At 35.2% G+C, this 17,569-nt stretch carries 19 protein-coding genes; 6 read left to right on the top strand and 13 right to left on the bottom strand.

Translation table 11 applies throughout. The features are described from left to right. The first annotated feature begins 187 nt into the window (after positions 1–187). Positions 188–559 (top strand): hypothetical protein, encoded by a 372-nt coding sequence (locus FC88_RS05210; protein ID WP_057813487.1) that lies wholly within the window; start codon positions 188–190, stop codon positions 557–559. Continuing rightward, positions 559–729, top strand: coding sequence for a hypothetical protein (locus FC88_RS12820; RefSeq protein ID WP_157060427.1), 171 nt, complete (start codon positions 559–561; stop codon positions 727–729). The genes FC88_RS05210 and FC88_RS12820 overlap by 1 nt, the downstream gene beginning before the upstream one ends. A 124-nt stretch (positions 730–853) precedes the next feature. On the opposite strand, the gene FC88_RS05205 is transcribed toward FC88_RS12820, so the two are convergent. From FC88_RS05205 to FC88_RS05170, 8 genes are all read right to left on the bottom strand, one after another. Further along, positions 854–1,102, bottom strand: a complete 249-nt coding sequence (locus tag FC88_RS05205; RefSeq protein WP_119318724.1) for a P8 family protein — start codon at positions 1,100–1,102, stop codon at positions 854–856. Between the two features lie 411 nt (positions 1,103–1,513). Next, on the bottom strand, positions 1,514–2,965 hold the full coding sequence (locus tag FC88_RS05200) for an APC family permease (RefSeq protein WP_057813485.1): 1,452 nt from the start codon (positions 2,963–2,965) through the stop codon (positions 1,514–1,516). 20 nt (positions 2,966–2,985) lie between these two features. Next, positions 2,986–4,350, bottom strand: a complete 1,365-nt coding sequence (locus FC88_RS05195) for an aspartate aminotransferase family protein (protein ID WP_057813483.1) — start codon at positions 4,348–4,350, stop codon at positions 2,986–2,988. A gap of 249 nt (positions 4,351–4,599) precedes the next feature. Further along, complete coding sequence (locus FC88_RS05190) at positions 4,600–5,709, bottom strand: hypothetical protein (RefSeq protein WP_057813481.1); 1,110 nt, start codon at positions 5,707–5,709, stop codon at positions 4,600–4,602. Positions 5,710–5,775: 66 nt separating this feature from the next. Beyond that, positions 5,776–6,114 (bottom strand): hypothetical protein, encoded by a 339-nt coding sequence (locus tag FC88_RS05185; RefSeq protein ID WP_057813479.1) that lies wholly within the window; start codon positions 6,112–6,114, stop codon positions 5,776–5,778. Next, positions 6,080–7,159, bottom strand: coding sequence for a helix-turn-helix transcriptional regulator (locus FC88_RS05180; RefSeq protein WP_057813477.1), 1,080 nt, complete (start codon positions 7,157–7,159; stop codon positions 6,080–6,082). Before FC88_RS05180 ends, FC88_RS05185 begins: the two co-directional genes overlap by 35 nt. Positions 7,160–7,182: 23 nt before the next feature. Then, on the bottom strand, positions 7,183–8,421 hold the full coding sequence (locus FC88_RS05175; protein WP_057813475.1) for a hypothetical protein: 1,239 nt from the start codon (positions 8,419–8,421) through the stop codon (positions 7,183–7,185). A 499-nt stretch (positions 8,422–8,920) separates the two neighbouring features. Next, positions 8,921–10,255, bottom strand: a complete 1,335-nt coding sequence (locus FC88_RS05170) for an RNA-guided endonuclease InsQ/TnpB family protein (protein ID WP_057813473.1) — start codon at positions 10,253–10,255, stop codon at positions 8,921–8,923. An 89-nt stretch (positions 10,256–10,344) separates the two neighbouring features. On the opposite strand from FC88_RS05170, the gene tnpA reads away from it, so the two are divergent. Beyond that, positions 10,345–10,791 (top strand): IS200/IS605 family transposase, encoded by a 447-nt coding sequence (gene tnpA / locus FC88_RS05165; RefSeq protein WP_057813471.1) that lies wholly within the window; start codon positions 10,345–10,347, stop codon positions 10,789–10,791. Between the two features lie 71 nt (positions 10,792–10,862). Further along, on the top strand, positions 10,863–11,033 hold the full coding sequence (locus tag FC88_RS05160; protein ID WP_157060426.1) for a hypothetical protein: 171 nt from the start codon (positions 10,863–10,865) through the stop codon (positions 11,031–11,033). 49 nt (positions 11,034–11,082) lie between these two features. Here the strand turns inward: FC88_RS05160 and FC88_RS05155 are convergent, their stop codons facing one another. The 4 genes from FC88_RS05155 to FC88_RS05140 form a co-directional block, all read right to left on the bottom strand. After that, positions 11,083–11,310, bottom strand: a complete 228-nt coding sequence (locus tag FC88_RS05155) for a hypothetical protein (protein ID WP_057813468.1) — start codon at positions 11,308–11,310, stop codon at positions 11,083–11,085. Continuing rightward, positions 11,279–12,637: an AAA family ATPase gene (locus tag FC88_RS05150; RefSeq protein WP_235526904.1), complete on the bottom strand. Its 1,359-nt coding sequence runs from the start codon at positions 12,635–12,637 to the stop codon at positions 11,279–11,281. Before FC88_RS05150 ends, FC88_RS05155 begins: the two co-directional genes overlap by 32 nt. Before the next feature lie 114 nt (positions 12,638–12,751). Continuing rightward, on the bottom strand, positions 12,752–12,940 hold the full coding sequence (locus FC88_RS05145; protein WP_057813466.1) for a hypothetical protein: 189 nt from the start codon (positions 12,938–12,940) through the stop codon (positions 12,752–12,754). Between the two features lie 27 nt (positions 12,941–12,967). Next, complete coding sequence (locus tag FC88_RS05140; protein ID WP_057813464.1) at positions 12,968–14,692, bottom strand: pyruvate oxidase; 1,725 nt, start codon at positions 14,690–14,692, stop codon at positions 12,968–12,970. Between the two features lie 195 nt (positions 14,693–14,887). Between FC88_RS05140 and FC88_RS05135 the strand changes: the two genes are divergently transcribed. Beyond that, positions 14,888–15,409: a DUF308 domain-containing protein gene (locus FC88_RS05135; protein ID WP_057813462.1), complete on the top strand. Its 522-nt coding sequence runs from the start codon at positions 14,888–14,890 to the stop codon at positions 15,407–15,409. Here the strand turns inward: FC88_RS05135 and FC88_RS05130 are convergent. Further along, complete coding sequence (locus tag FC88_RS05130) at positions 15,406–15,774, bottom strand: PaaI family thioesterase (RefSeq protein ID WP_056945192.1); 369 nt, start codon at positions 15,772–15,774, stop codon at positions 15,406–15,408. The two genes, FC88_RS05135 and FC88_RS05130, sit on opposite strands and share 4 nt — an antisense overlap. Before the next feature lie 110 nt (positions 15,775–15,884). On the opposite strand from FC88_RS05130, the gene FC88_RS05125 reads away from it, so the two are divergent. Then, positions 15,885–17,342 carry an AMP-binding protein gene (locus FC88_RS05125; protein WP_057813460.1) on the top strand — a complete coding sequence of 486 codons (1,458 nt, stop codon included), beginning with the start codon at positions 15,885–15,887 and terminating at the stop codon, positions 17,340–17,342. The last annotated feature ends 227 nt before the right edge of the window (positions 17,343–17,569 follow it).

Genomic DNA, 17,569 nt, shown 5'->3' with positions numbered 1-17,569 from the left:
AGTTGGTAAACAAGAATACTTGCATTTACTATAATGAGAAATTTAATAAACAAACTAATATAACCACCCTCCCTGATATTTATGAAGTCTCCTATTTTATAGGAGGCTTTTTTGTTTTGTCCACATAATTTTCCTTTGGACTTCCAAAAATATCATTCTATAATTAATTTGATAAGGGGTGTGGGATATGACTGTAGAAAAGGATTTACATCAAATAACTAAAAAAATCGATGATTTCAACGACGAAACGAAACTCAATTTAAAATTGCACGTTGAACATGAAGCTAGTACGCATCGCAAAGTTTTATTAAATGGTTTATTTTATGGTGCTATTCATGAAGGAATTCAAGCGATTGTTGATGAAAGAATGAACGAATTCACGAAGAACACCGATCTCAAGCCACAAGAATTATACATTTATTTGAAAGGACAGATTACTGCACATCCCACTCTGTCAAAACGTCAATTACATTATTTAGCATATGATCATTTAGAACATATCACTGACAATCGATTTCTTAAGAAAATCTACAAAACGATGAAAAAGAGGATGAGATAATGGGGAAAATCAATAATAATCGTTTAACGAGAATTTTTACTAAATTTACTTCTAAACAAATAACTAATTTTGTTTCCAGCAAGGAATTTAAGAAACGTGTGATGGATTTCATCTTCAATGCAGTCGATGATGTAGTGACAATTGTTTATAATGAAGCGCACAAAAAATAAGGAAGATTTTAGTAGAATCTTCCTTATTTTTATATTCATGTTATATATCGTATTTTTCTAAAAAAATGCACAAAAAATCCTCTAGATTTCTTATCTCAGAATCTAGAGGAAAATTAAAGACTTATTATTTTTTAAGGTTTTTCTCGACCCAATCACGGACGTCAGCATCCTTCATATCAAGGAATGGTTTCTCCGCTTCTTCGGTCTTAACTGTGTCATGATTGTTGTTCTCCATGAAATAATCCCAGATTGCGTCACGAACAACTGTCTTATCATCGCTCCAGTCGAAAGCCTCACTCATCTTTAGGTTCAATACTTCTGGTTCTTTTGCAATGGCTGCATCAGCCATCTTTGATGGATCTACTTCTGCCATATTTCAACAACCTCCTTAGTTACAAGTTCATTATAGTGCTAATTCGAAAAAGTGACACACTAATTGCCCATATTTTTTTACTATTTATTTAATTGGCATAATTTTTATACTAATAAGAGTTGATACAACTTACTTTTATAAATAAATTGTACCTTTTATACAAATTGTACAACAAATTCAATTGAAATTTGAGTTTTCTTATGTCCAAGCACATGCTATAATACTTCTTGTATAAAATTATTCCCGGAGTTTTACTCCGTAGTCGCCAGTTTTCTCCTTACAAGACTCAACTGACGGTGCACTTAAAACCGCCTTGTGGAAATTGGCGGTTTTTTGTTTGCAATCATTGATACTAAAAAAGATGTAATAAATTCCTTAATCCAGAAATTTATTGCATCTTTTTATTTTGTCTTATTTATTCTTTTCAGCGTCATGCTTCTTGCCTAGAGTTGAATGGTGCATCCCGTAAGCAAAGTAGATAACCAATCCGATAGCGAACCAGATTCCAGCATAGAGTTTAGCTTGAATATCTAGTCCCCAGAAAATGATTAGTGAACCGATAAATCCTAGAGCTGGTAGCACTGGATAAAATGGCACTTTGAAATCTGGCATGGCGATGTCTTTTCCTTCACGTTTTCTCAATGGATAAATTCCCAATGATACGAACATGAACGCAATCAACGTCCCGGCTGAAATCAATTGAGCTAAGAAGGCGAATGGACAAAAGGCACCGATTAAAATACCAACGATTGATAGAACTAATAGTGCATGATTAGGAAGATTCTTATCGTTCAACTTACCTAACCAACTTGGTAACATTCCGTCACGTCCGAATGAGTAAACTAGTCTTGAACCAGCTAACATCATTCCAATCAAAGCGGTGAACATTCCGATAACAGCAACAGCTTGGATAACACTAGCAACGATTGGATGACCGGCATGTCTTAAGGCCCAACCAACAGGTTCAGCGTTATTAGCGTAATCAGAGTATTTGAACATTCCAACTAGAACTAAAGCAACAGCAACGAACAAAACAACGGCAATCAATAATGATCCTAGGATTCCTCGTGGCATTGTCTTACCGGGGTTTTTAGCTTCGGCAGAGTTTGCGGCGATTGAATCAAATCCGATATATGATAGGAAGATCATTGAAACACCGGCGTAGATTCCTTGCCAACCACCAAAGGCAGTTCCGTCAGCGTTCAAGCGATATTTTGGTATAAATGGGAAATAATTTTCCACATGAATGGCAGTTAAACCAACAACGATAAAAGTTAAAACAGCTAAAACTTTTAGTACAACTAAAATATTTTCAACTTTAGCAGCACCACCGGCACCACGAGAAATCAACCATGCGACTGCGGCAATAACGACGACAGCGACGATATCAACGACCCCACCGTTATTACCAAAGGTATTGGCAATCGCATTCGGGAAGTGAATTCCTAATGGTTCCAACAACCCCCGAAAATTGGCGGACAACCCTGAACCAACGAAGGCTAAAGCGATGAAGTACTCGGCTAACAGGGCCCAACCAGCGACCCAACCGAAGAACTCACCGAACATAACATTAATCCACGAATACGCAGACCCGGCAAATGGCATTGCGGCAGCCATCTCCGCATAAGCAAAGGCAACCAACCCGGCAACGATAGCAGCCACGATAAATGAAAAGACCACTGATGGACCGGTATGTTGTGCGGCAACGACCCCTGGCAAAGTAAAGATTGATGTGGAAACAATCGTCCCGACACCCAAAGCCAAGAAATCCTTAACTGTTAAAACTCGAACTAAATGTGAATCTTTATCCTCATAAATACTCGGATCTTCTTTTAAGGTTAAACGTTTAAAAAAATCACTCATAAAAAATACACTCCTCTTGATTACCAACCAATTTTTTCGTTACTTGGAATAATTACTTGATTATTTTCTGCGGTCGCAAATGCATCATCCAACACATTCAACGCTTTATCCAACTCGTCGTGCGTGATGACCAAAGGTGGTTGAAATCTCAAAATGTTACCTTTCAGCGTAATCATAACAACTCCGTGTTGAAATGCATAATAAATAACTTTGTTGGCAAAATCAGGATCAGGAGTCTTTGTCTGACGGTCCTTAACTAATTCGATTCCTCCATCTAAACCATACATTCGTACATCGCCAATTTCTGGATAGTGCTTTTGCATTTCCAAAAATCTCTCTTCGGCGTATGCCCCTTCGACGTTGGATTTGTCCATCAACTGTTCTTCTTCCAAGACGTCCAAGGTTGCCATTGAAGCGGCACAACAGATTGGGTTTCCAGCGGTAGTAAAGACGTGTGCTGGTGAATCAAGACTCTGCATGATTTCCTTTTTCCCAATCGTGGCACTCAAAGGCATCCCTGAAGCTAGTGACTTACCTACGGACATCAAGTCGGGTTCGATATCCTTAAATTGTTGGTAGCTCCACATTTTACCCGTGCGACCCATTCCTTGATTGATCTCATCAACGGCAAACAAGATTCCGTTTTGGTGACAAAAATCATAAACTAGTTGCATGAATTCTTCGGGAGCTTTTCTAATTCCGCCATCGCCTTGAATTGGTTCAATCAAGACACAGGCTACTTCATCAGCTGGTAGGAAACTTTCAAAAGGCTGCTTGAATTCATCGAAATATCTCAAAGCTACGTCGTGTTCCGTTTCATTCTCATATCGTCGATATAAGTCTGGATACGGTACGTGCACTACTCCGGGAAGTAATGGACCCATCTTGCGAGCCATGTTCAAGCTAACTCCAGAAAGTGTCATTGAGCCGTAAGTTGAACCATGATACGAATCCATGAAGGAAACGATGTAAGGACGACCGGTATAAGCTCTGGCAAATTTGATGATAGCGTCATTGGCTTCGGAACCAGAATTTGAAAAAGCCACTTGTTTCTCAGATCCAGGAACTAATTTGGCTAGACGTTCAGCTAATTGTTGTCCGGGACGGTGATGAAAATAGGCAGGTGTGTAATGAATCAGTTTCTCGGCCTGCTCTTGAATTGCTTGCACGACTTTTTCATTCGTATGACCAACGTTAATGGCTGAAGCACTTGCCAACAAGTCGATATACTCGTTTCCATCTGCATCGACTAATGTTGCATTGTGTGCAGATTCGATGACAAGGTCATAATAATTGATTCGTGAAGATTTGGCGTAGTACTTATTCTCTTGCACAATCAATCGATGGTCCACCTCGTGATCATGATCTACTTTTTGCGTTGTCATAATGACACCCCCTATTAATTTTTATTGGTTGAAATATTGCTATTTTAATTGTTTTTTAATATACTTGCAAGATTTTTATTAAAGTTTTTGCTTACAGAATCAAGGAAAGATACATGATTACCGTGGCTATAGGGATTGTGAAACATTTATACTTATTAAAAAGTTTTTAATTTTTGAGTGTGAGTGTCTTAATATTAAAAAAAGCCGTTTCATTAGATTGAAATTTCCATTCTAGTGAAACCGCTTATTTTAGAATAAATCATTTTTCAAATCTTCATAATCTGCTGCAGAAATGACGACCGGATAAATATTTTTGGAAGTCAATCCGTCAGTTGCACGTCTTAGGCAATAAGTATGTTGATTAAGTTTTCTTTCCATTAGGAGATATCCATTCCCAATGTGATGCATATAGGCATTGCGAAAGAGCTTTTTCCAAATTTGTTCATATCCGATTACTACTAGACGGACGTTAGTTTTGACATCTTTTACACGGTCGACGACTTTTTTACTGACATTGTACAGTTCTTCGTTTTGACGTATCTCTTCGACCATATCCGAATACTCAATATTGCTGTGAAAGGTTTCGTAATTTACGTAAGGATCAATGTTACAAATCTTTAATGAACTGATTCTTTCGATTAGTTGCTCGGGGTTATCTCTTCGACTATACAAATCCCGCAAGACACTAGTTTTGCCACTATCTTTGGCTGTCAAAAGTGGATAATAGTACGTTTCTAAGAAATAATAATGATCTTCTTGAGCAGCTTTTTCTTTGACTAGTTGAGTTAGTTCATGTTGCAGTTTTGCTTTGAAATTTCTTTTTAGCACTTTTTTGTCAGTTTCTGAATAATCTTTGGTAAAGTCGTCAAAAGCTGCCATTAAGCGACGATATTCCTTGTTTCTTTCTTGAACATATTCTTTATCGATTTCTTCAAAAGCGTTGCCAGGAAGATAATGTTTGGCATTAGTTCCTTTGACAAAACCGTCGGTTTCTTCGTCAATTTCGTCTTTTATAGTTTGAGAAAGATGAATGCCGAAGTCTTCTGGTATTTCGACATCTGAAACGATTGGTTCTGGTTTCTTAAAAATATCATCAGTTGAATAATTTTCTCCAAACTTGATAGTCGCACCGAAACGATTGATGATTTTTTTGTAAACTTGTAGCTCTAATCTAGGAACTTGGTCTTGTGCTAGTAAGCGCTTAACTTCTGATATTAAAGCGTGTTTAGGACTGCTCGACATGTTGTGGTCAAATTGGTCGAAGTCGTTTTGATAATGCCAACCGCAAATGATTAAATCGGCGTTTTCTATCTCACCATTGATAGTCAAATTCACATCGTATTCAGTTGTTCGTTTCATTGTAATGTCCCCTTTTATCTCATTGATAGGGTCATTGTACAAATAATAAAAGACAAAATCTGTCGCCTATTGGATCTTGTCACCCACTTCTAAATTGTTGAATTCGGGAATACGGTCAACTTCTTTACCGACTATCCAGGTGAAATGATCATCTTTGATTTCTAGATTTTTTTCGGAAACTCGATACAAACAAACTACCAGATTAGTTTCTTCAGGTACACCAACGACATACTTTACTTTTTTTGGGTCGTGATCGTCCAAGGGAATATCAGTCAAAGTTTCATCTTTTAACAACTGCGATTCTTGATTAGTCAAAAAGAAGTACGACAAATTTTTGTGCATTATTTGATTTAATTTATCGTTTTTGTTGTTAAGCTTTACTATCCAAATCTGTTGAGATTTCATTTTTCTCTCCTTTTCTTGGATACATTTTGAGCCCGTCTTCTAATAAATTACGCAAATCTTCCACTACTTCTGGTGGTGAAAGAACTTTTAGAACAGTTGCTTGACTCAAAAGCCACATTTTGACACCGTCCGAATAATGAATTTTGACCCGCATCTTATGGACTGGAAAGCCGAACTTCTTTGGTTTATCAGGCTCCACTTTTTCCAGTTCGACTTGAGGAAATTTGTCATAGATGTAGTCGGGAAAACCGTAATACTCGAATTCAAGACTCTTTTCTTCACCGTCATAAGCGAACAAACTCTTGGGATCTTCTTTGGAGTTCTGGGGCATATTTTGACCAATTAATTTAATCTTAGATTTAACTTTGATGATATCCTTCATCCAATCGATTCGATAAGTTTTAAACTGTGAACGATTATTTTCAAACTTATAGCCCTTCAGGAAGAAGTAATAATTATCGAAAAAAACGTGCAGCGGCAATATTTCTTCATTAACTTCGGGACTACCGCTCACTTCTAAATTACGATAATTAAATCTGATATTAGAACGACTTTGGATGTATTCTTCCAACCCCCAAATCGTTTTTTCCCGGTCATTGCTGTCGATGATATAGGATTCGTTGTCAAAATTCTCGTTTACCGCCGATTTGATAGTCTTTCTAGCCTTAGTGGAATTCATATTTTGCCACTTATTGATGATGGTGGTCGTTTCCAGATTATTTAGAGCTCGGCTGGCTAAGAGTATTTTGGTCAAAACTAACGCTTCTTGATTATTGATAAAAGTTTCGCCATTGTAGTCGATGGAATATTCGTAAACCTTGCCACTTCGCTCCTTGTGATAAATAAAAAGTTCTTTCATTTGTGGATCATTCAGAGCATCCTCAATACTTTTTAATCCTCGTTGGATTGCCCGTCTTTTGGCGGACACTTGCATATTGTGATCGAAGTCAAATATCTTATCCCATTTTTGTATCAGTTCTTCGGTAGTCAGAGCTTGCGCATTCGTTAGTAGGTAGTGGAATAGTCTTAGTGGTCTATTTTCCATTTTTTGACCTCTGATTTTGGGATTTAATTTAATTTGAAGTTTTTTTGGATATCGTTATATTTTGCTTCTTCGATATCTACTCCAATCAATGGCGCTTTTTCAACATTATTTTTTGATAAACTACCACTTTGAACGGAAGAGAAACCATAGAAACATGGCCACAATTTAGTATCATATTTTTTTAACAATTCTAATTCTTCCTCGCGTGTTAATTCTTTTCCATCTTCAATCCATCCCAATCCTTTAGCTAATTCATATTCGATGACTTTAAACCACTCTCTATATGATCTAAAGACAAATATTGGTTCTTTCTTTTTGTAATCAAGAATACGCTTGATGATTAAATCAGCGACATATTGAGACGATTTCAAATCCTTATACGAATTACCTTTTTTAAATAATGTATCTGAAGGTTTACTTTCTGTTCTGTATGGGAATAGTTCTAAATCACAAATTTTCAAATTCTTTATTTTGGATGATTCGTTCATTTGCTTGTCATAAAGTCCATTAAATACCGCTAGTTCATTTCCCCCTGAGAACTGACTTCTAAACAAGAAATTATAATATGAATGCAAATAGTATGCCTGTAGGAACGGATTATTTTTCGTATATTTCTTTTTTTCATTATTATCATTTAAATTATCGTATCCCTTTGTATAATCGTCATACCAAGATTGAAAATCTGTATATTCATTCTTATCGTCTTTTATAATTTCTTGTAAATTTTGCATTTCATTTGAAAGAACGTTTGAAATATCTTCTGATTTCCCTTCATCATAGTTATCTATATGTTTTTTATAATGATCAACATCAAAATAAAATTCATTTCTTAGATAGCTTGGTGAATTCTTTATTTTCTCTGAAATTTCGTCCTCGGATTTTTTTCCCGTCTCTTTTAAAATATATTCTTGGACATTTTTCGCACTCTTTGTTGCATCTTCTACACGGGGATTTAATAGACACAGATAAAAGTCAGCTGATTCAGGATTACCTATTACCATATTGGAAATCCCCCACTTTATACTTTTTACATCTTTACTATCTCGACCCAAATTCAATACTTTTTTATCAGCATTTAATACCCAAGAGAAATCTTTAATATCTTCTTTTGGTTTTTCTTCATCGCCATAAAATTTTATATATTCTGTAGCATTTTTTGTTATTTCTTTGTTTCTTTCATCACGATAGCTAGAAATTTTTCCTTCTAAGTAATTATTTAACTTTTCACTCTCGTTAGAGCTAAATTTATTTTCTTCTTTCATACTAAAATCCCTCCATAACAATTAATTTATGACTTAATTATAAAAATCGAGGGCGACAGCATTTGTCGTATTACGTTCATTTAGAGAATTTTTTTAGTTAATTTTTGCCATCAATTACACCATCATTGATATATCAGCTTTCTAAAAAATATTACGTTCATTTAGAGAATTTTTTTAGTTAATTTTTGCCATCAATTACACCATCATTGATATATCAGCTTTCTAAAAAAAATGAGAATTTGCTAATAATTAATTTAGGCACTACTATGATGGCGGAGGCAGTAATGATGATTACAGAAGATAGTCAACTAGCACTGACTAAAGTCAGTGGCATGTGAACTTCACTAAATAGCTCATCACTACTTAATTACTAGTCACAACTTATTCAGATAAAGCATTGCATTACAATATCTCATGCTGTTAAGCAATCGGAATCATAACGTCTTATGCGCTAATTACCAGAATTTAGGACGTGAGTTGCCAAACGCCCGTACACTTATTACTTATATATTGGACTATCTTCAGTTAATGGTTTAGATAATTCGATTAAACCTTTAGCCAAGATATTTTTAGAAGCATTCCAATCTCTAATATGATGAGTATCACAATTAGGACACGTCCATTCCCTATCCTTGAGAGTTAGTTTTCGGGTATTATTCGTACCCATTCTAAACTTACATTCACTACATTGTTGAGTAGTATAAGCTGGATCAATCTCAATAAAGATACGACCGTACATCGGGGCTTTATATTCCAACATACCAATGAATGTTCTCCAACCAACATCTGAAATGGACATAGCTAAAGCATGATTTTTCAACATATTTTTACTCTTCAAATTCTCCCCAACTACCAAATCGTGGTTTTTGATAAGTGTAGTTGAGAGATTATGAAGGAAGTCTTTACGTTGATTTCTTACCTTAGCGTGAAGTTTAGCTACTAGTTTACGTTGTTTTTGATAGTTCTTAGATTTCCAAAGTTTACGTCCTTCAGATTTAGCCCGTCTAGCTCTTCGAGATAGCTTACGTTGTTCTTTGGCTAATCTACCTTTGATAGAGCGGTAAAACCTAGGATTATCAATGGTATTGCCGTAACTATCAGTTAAAAAGTTTTCGGTATTTAGATCATAACCAACTTGAGAGTTTGTTTTAGGTAATTGTTCTTTAAATGGCTCATCACTCTTTAACAAAAATGAAACGAACCATTCTCCAGTAGGTAAATGTTTGATAGAAACAGTAGCTATTCTAACTAATTGATTATTAGGTAGTCTTTTAGACAGTTTAACTTTGATACGACCAACTTTAGGTAATCTAATGTGTTTATTATCTAAAAATTTGATTGACCCATTGTATAAGGATGGAACACCACCATCTTTCTTAATAGTGTTTGAACTGTAATGATTAGACGTTCTATATCCTTGATTCGGATTAGATTTACGTTTAAAGTTTGGCGTTCCAGATTTATGTACTTTATGGAATAAATTCCAAGCTGACTTATAGCTCATTTCAGCTTTAGATAACATATCGCTGTCAATGTCCTTATCGCTTAACCATGGGTACTTATCTTTAGTAATACGCGCTAATCCTGTTGGACGAACTGTACTAGCTTTAAGTAATTTACCATTCTTATTGTACTTCCAGTATTCTTCTGGAATGGGAAATAGCTTATCTAACTTATTACTATAAATTGGTGAGTCAGTCCAACTATTGGCGACTAACTTGTTATAAACAAAGCGAGAAGCATTAATGTTTTTCCAGAAGATTTCTTCTTGTCTTCTGTTAGGGTAGATTCTCATTTTCAACCCCATCATATATTCCATTTCATTCTTTTTCATTTTTTCACCTCCCGTCATTTACTAATTAGCATTATACATGTACAATTTGTAAAAAAACACTTATTTAGAGAGGTTTATAAAAAAATTCAATGGATAAAATAAAAAATGCAATATATGCTGACGGTTATGTTTATAATTTTCATTTTCACTTGATTTGGGTAACTAAATATAGGAATAAAACATTTACCACACCAGAATTGAGAGTCGAGTTAAAAGAAACACTATCTTACATTTGTAAGTTACATGATATTACTATCGAGAATATGGAAGTCATGGAAGATTATGTCCATATGTTAATATCATTTAAACCAAAAAACTCACCAACGAATGTTGTTAAAGCGTTAAAAGGTGGAAGTGCAAGGATATTCCTTAGAAATCACCCAGAAATCAAACGTAAACAATTTTGGGGAGGGAATCTATGGTCAAGAAGTTATTACATGAGTACACTAGGCGACATGAGTAAAGAAGTAGTTGAGAAATATATAAATAATCAAAGGACTACCAAAAGTAAAGCTGGTAGACCAAAGAAAAAGTAAAGGAGACGGGCTTACCTCCCACGAATAAATTCGTGGGTATCTCGCCCAAAATTAATGAATTGTTAGATTACTTGTCAAAATTTTACGGAATATCAATCGACGAATTAACTCAAAAGTACACGATGTCGCAGTTGGAAGATGCTTATAACGAGATTGAGCATATGACCAAATATCAAAAACATTTAGACGGCAAAAAAGAATTCCCTGCCGAATATGTGATCAAGGAATTCAGTCCACTTTAAAAAAATTATCAAAAAATCCAACCAAGATTAATTTCTCGGTTGGATTTTTTTAGTCTTCTCTACCAAATATGGGTTTTATAAATTTCTGAACATTAGTATACGGTTGGCTATTGACCATATCATTATTACTTCTATATAGACTTTTTCCATATTTTCTCTGAAGCATTTTAAAATACTGTAATTCTGATGCTCCTTCACAAAATATTCCAATTATTTTCTGTTCAGGTAAATTCTTGCTAGTTCTTCTAAAAAGCTTTGCCTTTCCTGACTTCGCCATCTTGAATTTCTCCACAATCGGATTGTATCTGGGTCAAAGCCTCCAACATCTCATCAGAGTCAATAATCGGAGTTGCCCCAAATCTTCCTTGAATGTAGCGTTTCATATAACTAATTCCACTGCGAGTAGTATTTTTAGTATCTTTGAAATCAAAAATTGAAATTAAATTGCTCTCCCCTTGAAAATCTTTTTGAACCAAGTATATTTGATCAACCCTAACATCCGAATCCAGAAGTTGTAATTCATGAGTAGTAATGATGAATTGATTCTGATTAGCTTGAGAATTAAAAATTTTGACCATTGCTTGAGACAACTCCAAATGAAGTGAATCATCAAATTCATCAAACAAGATAGTTTTTCCATTATTATTTAACTCGGCATTCAAAAAGGCCAAAGCTATCATAAAGATTTTTTGAGTTCCACGGGATTCTTCTTCTAATCGAAATTTCTTTGTTCCAATTACATCGCCGTTATTATCATAAATTTTATGCTTGGTATAAATACGATTAACCTGTTTAATTCTAGTTTTTGGTTTTTCAATCGCATCAAGAAAGTAAAAATATGACAGTGGCTCTTCAACAACTTCCAAACCATTTATATTAAAGTCAGCAAAATGAAGAAATTTCAAAAACTGATTATTTAATTTAGGAGTCTTCAGTATTTCTGCCATTTGGCTAATATGATCATTCTCTGTAAAATCCCCAACAAAAATCAAATCTTCAGAAAACCACTTAAAAACATCGATTGCATATTTATCATTATTGAGCTGAGCATCAAAAATAAATAATCTATTCTCATTGGTTCTATTTTCAACGTCAGAAAAGTTAGCTATTTTAACATCAAATTCTTGATTTTCTCGTGAAAAATATATTTTCCAATTATTTTTATTAAGAACCGCCAACGTTTCTCGTGTAATTTTAGTTTTATTAAACGCAAAGGAGTATTTGTATATATTTACTCCCCTTTTAAAAATTACTTCAAAAAAGACATCTTTCTTTTGTGATTCATCATTTAATTTAAAATTATTTGCGATTAATTTTTCGTTAACTGTTTGCGGTGGTTGTGTAACCATAGTTTGCATCAATTTGAGACCATCTAAGAGATTTGATTTCCCAGATCCATTCGGCCCAAAGATAAGTAAATTCTTTAGCAAGGAAATTTTTCCTATGGAAATAGTATTACTCTCTCTGAACTTGCTAAGTCGCTCACCAGTTTCTAATGACAGAGTTGTCTCATCTTTAAAAGATTTAAAGTTCTTCATTGTAAAGTCTATCAGCATAGTTAAAATTCCTTTCTGATTTTTTCTAATTGTATCATCAGATAGCATTTTTTTGCTACCACAATGTTTTTTTAACTTAGATAATCGCCTTTTACGTTTATAAATTACGTATTATTGAAAATAAAAAATCCAACCAAGATTAATTTCTTAGCTGGATTTTTTTCATAAGTTATGAGAATGCTTCTTTCTAAATTCTTCTAAAGGAATTCCGTCAAAGGAATCATCTTCTTTATTTAATGCTTTTATAAGTTCAATATCTTTTCCCCAATCAACTTCAGGAGTGGAAATATTGCCATATTTCTTTTTTTGCTTGGCAATAATTTCCCAAAGGCTCTTTTCCTTATCTTCCATCACAAACACCATCCTATCAACATTATCCTACAAGAATGAACGCAAGATTTCTTTCATTGGTGGCAATTCTGGCAAACTCTTCTTGTCAATCACATGGCCCAAACCAAATTTAGCATAACCATGAGCTTCATCCATCATGATTTTACCCGGAAGTGGAGCCTCGTCAGTTACAGCCACATCTAACAATACTGGCTTATCAGGACGACGATACTTCTTAATTGCATCCGCAAATTCTTCATCGGTCGTGATTCTTTCACCAATTCCACCACAAGCTTGTGCAACTTTGGCAAAGTCAATTTCCGGCAAACTAATTCCGTAATTTTGTTGACCAGCAGATTGTTGTTCGTATTCAATGAAGGCTAATAATTTGTTGTTCAAAACGATGTACAACATTGGTAAATTATATCTGACAGCAGTAGCAAAATCTTGCATGACCATAGCTGTGGCACCATCACCGGCAACTGCATAAACGGGACGATCTGGAAAATCATGTTTAGCAGCAATTGCTCCTGGTAAAGCACATCCCATTGTACCTAACCAAGCAGAAATCGTATATTTTTGACTAGATTTGGCAGTTAAGAATCTAGCTCCAAAAGCGGTCGAAGTTCCGACATCAATTGACCAAATCGTATCACTAGGTGCGCTTTGACTGAGATTGTGGAACATCAACGATGGCAAGACACCAGTGTGTTTTTTCGTATAAACATCATGCATCCAGCTGTGCCATTGACCGATTTTTGCCACAGCTTCGTCCAAAAATGGACGTTCTTTGACTGGTTCACCTAATTCATTCAAACGACTAATAGCTTCTTTAGCATCAGCTTGAATAGCAACATCAACGTGACGACGTTTACCTAGTCTATCCGCGTTAGTATCAATTTGGATTGCTGAAACTTTTTTATTCAAATATGGAGCATAAGGATAGTCAGTTCCCAGCATGATAACAAGGTCAGCTTTTTGCATCATTTCAAAGGCTGGTTTAGTCCCTAACTTACCTAATTGCCCTAAATTATACGGATGATCGTCATCTACTAGACCTTTAGCTGGCATAGTCAAAATGATTGGAATTTTGTATTTCTCGATAAATTCCTTAGTTTCTTTCTTGGCGTCTTTAATCCCAACACCTGCTAAAACAATAGGATTGGAATGAATCTTAATCATTTCGAGAGCTTTTTTGATTTGAGCATCGTCGACTTTGTAGTTTTCCATTTGGAAATTATCAACGTTAGGTGTGAAATTATCTTTGATCATATGGTCAGGAATATCGTCAGGAATCGTCAAAACAGCCACACCTTTTTTGGCAATAGCAGTTCTGATAGCTTCATCCATAATTCTTGGTAATGATTGTGGGTCCATAATAATTTTGTTGTAAACGGCCACATCATCGAATAAAACGTGTGTATCGACTTCTTGGAAGAAATCAGTATTGAGCAACTTGGATTGAACTTGTCCTAAAATTGCTAAAACTGGTGCGTGATCCATTTTGGCATCATATAGCCCATTCAACAAATGAATTGCGCCGGGTCCACCGATAGAAAGACAGACTCCGAGTTTTCCAGTTAATTTAGCATGGGCAGCAGCAGACAAGGCAGCAACCTCTTCATGCAAAACGTGTGTGAATTTAATCTTATCTTGGGCTCGATATAAGGCATCAATGGTTGTATCAACAGAATCCCCGGGTAAACCATAAATGTTATCGACACCCCACTTTGCTAAAACTTCAACCATTTTATCAGATGCACGAACACTCATATTAATTCCTCCTAATATCTACTTAACTATAAATTACCACATTGGTTTCACAATTAAAGTAAAAAGCTCATCACTGCCAGAATAGTCTGTTTATAAATTTATAAATAAGCTTGTGAAATACATTTTTATGATTAATTCTATTTCAAAACTTTTCTGTTATCATATATTTAGAGAGTTTTTAGGGGGAGTATAAAAATGGTTAGACAGTTCCAACTTTACCGTTGGTTACGGTTTATTTTTTTGCTAACTACAGGAATTTTAATCGTTATTGCACCAATTAAGAGCTTTAACATCATTATTTACATCGTTTCCAGCTACATTGCCATTTACGGAATTCTTTCTATTATTGATGGTTTAAGTATTCGCAAACTGACGGGAGAAAATAACATCGCCATTGGTTTGGGCATTGGAGCATTGTTTTTAGCTTTAGGAGTTTTATTATTTGCCCGTTATTTCATCCCATTAGTGCCACCAGTCTTAGGAATTATTTTATTAGTCAACGGAATCAACCAATTTCGAGATTCTCATGAAATGACAAAAAGAGTTCAGATCACACCCTACTTGGACTATTTTTATTCAGCCCTACTAATGATTGCAGGAATCGTGTTTATTCTGAACCCTTCAAAAACTATTATATTTATATATCAATTATTTGGCGTCAGCTTAATTGTCTTAGCCTTTTTTGAAATCATTAACTCCAGAATCTATCGCAATTAGATCTGGATTTTTTTTAACGTTATTGTGCTCAAACTATTGCTGATAGCACTCTCTTCGTAGTGAGTCGTAGCTTGCCAAGTTTGGACATTTTCACCAACTCGTACAGAAATCGCTTCCACAACGAGTTTTCCCAGTTTAAGTGTGTTTAAATTATGTAAGGATACACTCAAGACGGCAGCGGAACTGTCATCTTCAACATTCAAGTTTGCTCCAATGCTTGCGGCAGTTTCGGACAACATCGCATTGATCACACCGGTCTTATTATTTTCCATTTGTAAGTGTTCTTCGGTCAAATCCAGCTGCAAAACCACTTTGTGTCTACCCTGTTCGACTACTTCTATACCTAAATCATCTAGCAAACTCATTTTATACCTCAATTTTTTTCAGAACTTAGTTAAATTTTATTGTTTTTATGTTTTACAATCAAATTATATACTTAAGCGTATCAAATTTTTAAAGGAAAAGAGGTCATATTTTGGAAAACTGGTTAGTCAAACGTGCCAAACTCGATCCCGATAAGATTGCTCTAATTCTAGAACACGCGGATTTCACTTTTGGCGAACTTAATTCAACTGTCCAAGCCTTTGCTGGCAAATTATACACTAGCGGCATTCGGGAAAATGACCCCGTAGCTTTATTTTCCGATAATTGTTTTAATGGCTACGTTGCCATTTTAGCACTTCAACAACTAGGGGCACGAACAATCTTCCTTGATACCGAATTACCACTAGAAACTTTGCAGTACCAAGTCAATGACTGCCAACCCAAAACTATTTTAATTAGTGATTCAGCACACACTGATGAAATCGTAAAAATCGATTGTGATAAGATTTTTATGTCAGAAGTTTTGAGTATGAATGGCAATTTAGACTATCAGCCCGTTTCAGAATACCCTGCTGAAAAAATTGCTTCGGTCTTTTACACACCGAGTGCTGACAAAAATGATATTGGCGTAATGTTGACGTATGGCAATTATTTTTACTCCGCCATGGGAACGAGTTTAAATCTTGGCATCAACAAACAAGACGTTTGGGTTTTATCGCTACCTATCTTCAATGTTCCAGGATTTTCAATTATCATGCGATCATTGATTTATGGGATTAGCGTTTACTTGATTGATGGTTTCGACATCGATTTAATCAATAAAATTTTAATCAACGAACGAGCTACGATTATTTCCCTAACGCCACCGTTATTGCGAGAATTGCTCAATGGTCTTCCTCGAGGCAAAAGATACAATGAACACTTCCGTTGTGTCTTTTTGGGAACAGGACAAATTGACAGTTGGACAGTTTTACGTTGCAATATGTTAGATATTCCAGTTTTGCAATCATACGGCATGACAGAAACGACTGCTAACATTTCAGCGTTAAATTTTAATGATGCAGAAATCAAATCCGGCTCTTGTGGTCAGCCTTTCTTCACGACTCAAATTCGCATTACTAATATCAATCAAGACAATGTCGGTTGCATCGAAGTCAAATCTCCAACGGTAGCGTTAGGTTATTTAAACAAAGACGAACTTTTTCAATCTCGTTTTACTGAAGATGGCTTTTTCAAGACTGGCGACGTTGGATATTTAGATGATGACAACTTCTTGTATCTCAAAGGACGTCAAGCTGACTTGATCTATATTGCGGATAAAATCGTTTATCCTGAAGAAGTAGAAAATGTCTTCCGAAGTGTCAATGGTATTAAGGATATTTGTGTTGTCAGTACCAAATCGCGTGCTGGAAAGAATGTTCCTATCGCCTATCTAACGTTGCGCGACAATGCTTTCTTGACCAGTGCCAATCTCGCTGACTTTGGCAAACACAATCTGTTAAATTATCAAGTTCCCATGGAATATCGCCAAATTGACGAGTTTCCACGTTCTACTAATGGAAAAATACTTCGTAATCGTTTGGTTGATTTGGAGTATAAAGTTATATAGGTGTTAATTGCCGTCCTCCATAGCAAAGAAAATTTCACATTTGAGCCAATTTTCTTTGCTATTCTGGACTAGATTGTGGATTCTATCTTTATATAAATTACTTCAAAAAATAAATAGAAGATATTATTGGAATTGCAGTATATTGCTACAAATCTAGTAATATCTTCTTTTTTATGGCAGATTGTAAAATATAACCGAACACTAGTGGACACAAAAACCCATAAAGG

This window comes from Companilactobacillus futsaii JCM 17355 (assembly GCF_001435505.1).
Taxonomy (GTDB): domain Bacteria; phylum Bacillota; class Bacilli; order Lactobacillales; family Lactobacillaceae; genus Companilactobacillus; species Companilactobacillus futsaii.
This window is presented reverse-complemented; position numbering and strand designations above follow the sequence as displayed.